Source organism: Ilyobacter sp., assembly GCF_041583315.1.
Classification (GTDB): Bacteria; Fusobacteriota; Fusobacteriia; order Fusobacteriales; family Fusobacteriaceae; genus Ilyobacter.
In genome coordinates this window covers 1-4,993 of the sequence record NZ_JBFHGC010000175.1, presented here as the reverse complement: position 1 = coordinate 4,993, position 4,993 = coordinate 1, and the positions used below count along the sequence as shown (strand labels likewise).

Annotated in this window: 5 protein-coding genes; all 5 read left to right on the top strand. The window is 36.4% G+C overall.

What is annotated here, in order from left to right:
• Positions 1 to 184, top strand: a 184-nt coding sequence (locus ABZA26_RS07415; protein ID WP_372713884.1) for a hypothetical protein, incomplete at its 5' end; no start/stop codon positions are given.
• Positions 185 to 353: 169 nt separating this feature from the next.
• On the top strand, positions 354 to 1,250 hold the full coding sequence (nfo, locus tag ABZA26_RS07410) for a deoxyribonuclease IV (protein WP_372713883.1): 897 nt from the start codon (positions 354 to 356) through the stop codon (positions 1,248 to 1,250).
• A gap of 13 nt (positions 1,251 to 1,263) precedes the next feature.
• Entirely contained in the window at positions 1,264 to 1,806 is a 543-nt protein-coding gene (locus ABZA26_RS07405) for a nitroreductase family protein (protein ID WP_372713882.1), read from the top strand.
• Positions 1,807 to 1,983: 177 nt separating this feature from the next.
• A complete protein-coding gene (locus ABZA26_RS07400) occupies positions 1,984 to 4,047 on the top strand; it encodes a glycogen-debranching protein (RefSeq protein ID WP_372713881.1) in 2,064 nt (687 codons plus the stop codon).
• Positions 4,048 to 4,105: 58 nt separating this feature from the next.
• A complete protein-coding gene (locus tag ABZA26_RS07395; protein WP_372713880.1) occupies positions 4,106 to 4,972 on the top strand; it encodes a VIT1/CCC1 transporter family protein in 867 nt (288 codons plus the stop codon).
• The last annotated feature ends 21 nt before the right edge of the window (positions 4,973 to 4,993 follow it).

Genomic DNA, 4,993 nt, shown 5'->3' with positions numbered 1-4,993 from the left:
GATTGCAGAAGGTGTAGAAACTAAAGAACAAATAGAAAAGCTTATGTCTCTTGGATGCTATAATTTTCAAGGATATTATTTTGATAAGGCACAGCCTCTAGACTTAATCTTAAAAGACTATTCACAGGATAAGTATCTGAATAAAATGGGACCTATCCTTATAAAGGACCAAAACAAAGTTTAAATACAATAAAGACGGTTATCAAATGAAAATATTTGATAGCCGTCTTTCTTCTATAAGATCATATGAATGTATTTGTTTTTAACATTTTAAGCAATATAGTCTTAATTTATGGCTATAAAATATGCTATACTTACATAAGTACAAATTTTACCATGGGAGTAGTATTGTAATGAATAAAAAAACTAAAAAAGATACAAGAACCCGAGAAGAAAAGATAAAAAACAAGTACATTGGAACGCACGTAAGTGCTTCAGGAGGGGCTTTTAACGCCCCTATAAATGCAAAAGGTATAGGGGCAAGGGCCTTTGGACTTTTTGTGAAAAACCAGAGACGTTGGGATGCAAAACCACTCACTGATAAAGATATAAAAAAATTTAAAGAAGCCATGGAGGAAAACGGATATACTCCAGACATAGTCCTTCCCCATGACGGTTATCTGATAAATATGGGAAATCCAGATGCAGAAAAAAGAGAAAAATCTCTGAATGCCTTTATCGACGAGATGAAGAGATGTGAGCAGCTGGGTCTGAAGTATATCAATACACATCCTGGAAGTCATCTGAATGAAATATCCAGAGAAGAATGTCTAGACTATATTTCAGAATGTATAAACAAAGCCCTGGAAGAGACTGAATCTATTTCTGTGGTACTTGAAAATACAGCAGGTCAGGGATCAAATCTAGGAAATCAATTTGAAGACCTGGCTTATATAATAGAAAAAATAAAAGACAAATCCAGAATAGGGGTCTGCCTCGATACTTGTCATACTCTTGCTGCCGGTTATGAGCTGAAAGACAGAGAGGGATATGAAAAAACTATGGAGGATTTTGAAGAAAAAGTAGGTTTCAAATACCTGAAGGCTGTTCATCTGAACGACTCCAAGTTTGATACAGGAAGCAGAAAAGACAGACACGACAGTATAGGCAAAGGGGTTCTGGGGATGGACTTTTTTAAAAGATTCATGAACGATTCCAGATTTGATAAAATGCCTATTATTCTCGAGACAATAGATGAAACATTATGGAAAGATGAAATCGAATTACTTTATAGTTTAATAGAGGATTAAAGGAGGAACAAAAATGTTATTAGAACTACTAAAAAAAAGAAGAAGTATAAGAAAATTTCAGGAAAAGCAAGTTGAGGTGGAAAAATTAGAGGCTATCCTGAAAGCTGGACTAATTTCACCTAGTGGAAAGAGCAAAAGACCCTGGGAATTTGTAGTTGTAGATGATAGTGTAAAACTTGAAAAACTATCACATGCAAAACCTGCAGGAGGACAATTAGTAAAAGATGCACCTCTGGCAGTAGTGGTACTAGGTGACGCTGAGAAATCTGACACATGGATAGAGGACTGCTCTATCGCTCTTACATTTATGCAGCTAGAGGCAGAGGAACAAGGACTGGGATCGTGCTGGGTACAGCTGAATAACAGACCTTCTCATGATGGAAGAGGAGCAGATGTAATAGCCAAAGAGATATTAGGTATAGAGGGTGACCTCAGAGTACTGGCTGTACTTGCAATGGGTTATCCTGCACAGGAAAGACCACCTTATACTGAAGAAGATATGGAGTTTTCAAAAGTTCACTATAACAATTACGGTGCCTCTTACAAAATGAGATAAAGGAGAATATATTCTCTGTATCACTTGAAAACATTGATATTATAAGTTTTTTTTACAGGTAAAAAAACTTTGAGATAAAAGGCAGATTCTTCTTCTGTCTTTTTATTTTTTATTCAAACAATAAATGAAAATAGAAAAAATAGAGTATTATATAGATAGAGTTTTGGAGGTGGTGTTATGAAAACATTTATAGCTAGGCCAGGAATTTATTTTATGGGAGCAATTGTTCTTGATACAGGAGTAAATTTTGGAATATTCAGCAGAAATGCAACTGAAATGACTTTATATATATTTAAAAACTCAGATGACTGTGAACCTTGTTTTTCATATAAACTGGATAAACGTGTGAATAAAACAGGTGATATATGGCATGTTTATTTAGAGGGAATGACAGAAGGTAATTATTATGGATGGATAGTAGACGGGCCTTTTGATATGAAGCTAGGGCATAGGTTTTCTGCTGAAAAACTTCTCATAGATCCTTATGCCAAGTGTATAACACCTAAAAACGGGTGCCCAAAATCACCTAGAAAAGGGATGATCCTGGATACGAGAACCTATAACTGGTCTGATGATATGAAACCTAAAAATGAATTTCGGGATACAATTATTTATGAGATGCATGTAAGACTGTTTACTGCAAACCCAAATTCACATGTAGATAATCCTGGTACTTATAAGGGAGTCATAGAAAAAATAGATCATCTAAAGGATATGGGAATCACAGCAGTACAACTACTGCCTATATTTGAATTTGATGAAAACGATGTGGTGGGAACAAATCCCATAACAGGAGAAAAACTAAAAAATGTGTGGGGTTATAACCCTATAGGCTTTTATGCCCCTACTTCCAACTATCTTTCCGGGGACAGGAAAATACTTGGAAAATTGGGAGGCCATGTTATCGAGTTTCGCCAACTGGTGGAGGCACTGCATAAGGCGGGTATAGAGGTTATTCTCGATGTGGTCTTTAATCATACAGGTGAAGGTAATGAGATGGGGCCTATCATATCCTTTAAAGGACTCGATAACTCTGTCTATTATATCCTCGAAAAAAATAAAATGTATTATTCAAACTATTCCGGGACAGGAAATACAGTGAACTGCAGTCACACTGTGGTGAAAGAACTTATAATAAATAGTCTAAGATACTGGTATGGACAGCTAAATGTAGACGGATTCCGTTTTGACCTGGCTGCAATTCTCGGACGGGACAGTACTGGTAAATGGATAGGTGACCTTTCTTTGCTGAAAGATATCGCCGATGACCCCGTTCTTTCTGGAGCCAAACTTATAGCCGAAGGATGGGATGCTGCCGGAGGGTACTTTCTGGGAGAATTTCCTTGTGGATGGGCTGAATTGAACGGAAAATTTCGGGATACAGTGAGAAGATTTGTACGTGGTGATATGGGACAGGTAGAGGATCTGGCAACAAGAATAGTAGGAAGTCCTGATCTTTTTAGAAAATTCGGAAGAAGGCCCTATCACAGTATAAATTTTGTAACCTCTCATGACGGATTTACCATGTGGGATATGGTTTCTTATAATAAGAAACACAATCATGCCAATGGAGAATATAATAGAGACGGGGACAATCATAACAATTCTTATAATCACGGTATAGAGGGTGACACTTTGGACCCTGTAATTATAAGATTGAGAAAAAGACAAGTTAAAAATTTCCTGGTAATACTCATGCTTTCACAGGGAGTTCCTATGATCCTAATGGGAGATGAAATGGGTAAAACTCAGCAGGGAAATAATAATGCTTATTGCCAGGATAATGAGCTGAACTGGCTGAACTGGGACAGACTGGAAGAATTTAAAGACATACATCTCTTTATGAAAAACATGATAGAATTTAGAAAGAAACATCAGGCACTTAAGAGAGCTCACTTTTTTACAGATACTGATATCGACGGAGACGGTTATAGAGATATAACATGGCACGGAGTGAAAGCGTGTACTCCAGACTGGTCGCATCATTCAAAAAGTATTGCTTTCATGATTGACGGAGGAGATACCAGAGAAATTGAAGAAAAAGACAATGATATATATGTTGTTTTAAATTCATATCATGAGCCTTTAATATTTGAGCTGCCTATTCTGAGAAATGGTAAAAAATGGTATAGAGTTGTAGATACGTTCTTAGAGGAAGATTTCCTAGAAGACCCGACTGTAGTAAAAAGGAAAAAATATCTAGTGCATTCTCGAAGTTCAATAATACTTATATCTAAATAATGAATTAACAAAAAAAATGCAGCAGAGTGAGGTGAACTTTTAAGGTATAGGGGGTGATATGTTGGAAAAAAACTTGCTAAAACTTCTAAAAAAATTTCAAAGAGATGAAATAACAGAGTATCACACTTATATGATGCTCTCAAAAATAAGCGGTGAAAACAATAAAGATGTCCTCATAAAACTTGCAGAATCAGAGCATTCTCACTATGAATTTTTCAAACAGTATACTAAATGCGAAATGAAGCCAAATTGCTTTAGAGCCAAAAAAAATTACTTTATGGCAAAATATTTTGGGCTTACTTTTGGTCTCAAAGCAATGGAACTGGGAGAACAAAAAGCCCAGGAGAATTATAAAAGTATATTGAAGACTCTGCCTGAAATACAACGGGTTTTGAAAGATGAGGAAAATCATGAGATAGATGTAGTCGATCTCTTGAAAGAAGAGAAGCTTATTTATGTGAGCTCTATAATCTTGGGGCTCAATGATGCTCTTATTGAGCTTACTGGTGCCCTTGCAGGCTATACTTTTGCCCTTGATAATTCAAAAGTTATTGCAATGGTTGGCCTGATCACTGGAATTGCAGCTTCACTGTCTATGGGCGCTTCAGAATATCTTTCTTCGAAATCTGAGAAGAACTCTGATAAAAATCATAAAAGAGCAGCGATCTATACAGGGGTGACATACATACTCACCGTGTCCCTCTTAGTAGCACCTTTTTTATTGGGATTCTCCCCCTATACAGCATTGATCCTTACTCTGATGACCGCCATATTTATAATTTTTGTATTCAACTATTATGTTGCTGTGGCCACAGGAGCCTCATTCAAAAAAAGATTTTTTGAAATGACTTTCCTGAGTCTTGGTATTGCCACTCTTTCTTTCATAGTTGGAATAGCGGTGAAAAGTATCTTAGGAATAGACTGATAAAAACCCACTGCATCTAAT

Coding starts and splice junctions, on each gene's coding strand:
- nfo (WP_372713883.1), top strand. CDS start 354: ATGAATAAAAAAACTAAAAAAGATACAAGAACCCGAGAAGAAAAGATA.
- ABZA26_RS07405 (WP_372713882.1), top strand. CDS start 1,264: ATGTTATTAGAACTACTAAAAAAAAGAAGAAGTATAAGAAAATTTCAG.
- ABZA26_RS07400 (WP_372713881.1), top strand. CDS start 1,984: ATGAAAACATTTATAGCTAGGCCAGGAATTTATTTTATGGGAGCAATT.
- ABZA26_RS07395 (WP_372713880.1), top strand. CDS start 4,106: ATGTTGGAAAAAAACTTGCTAAAACTTCTAAAAAAATTTCAAAGAGAT.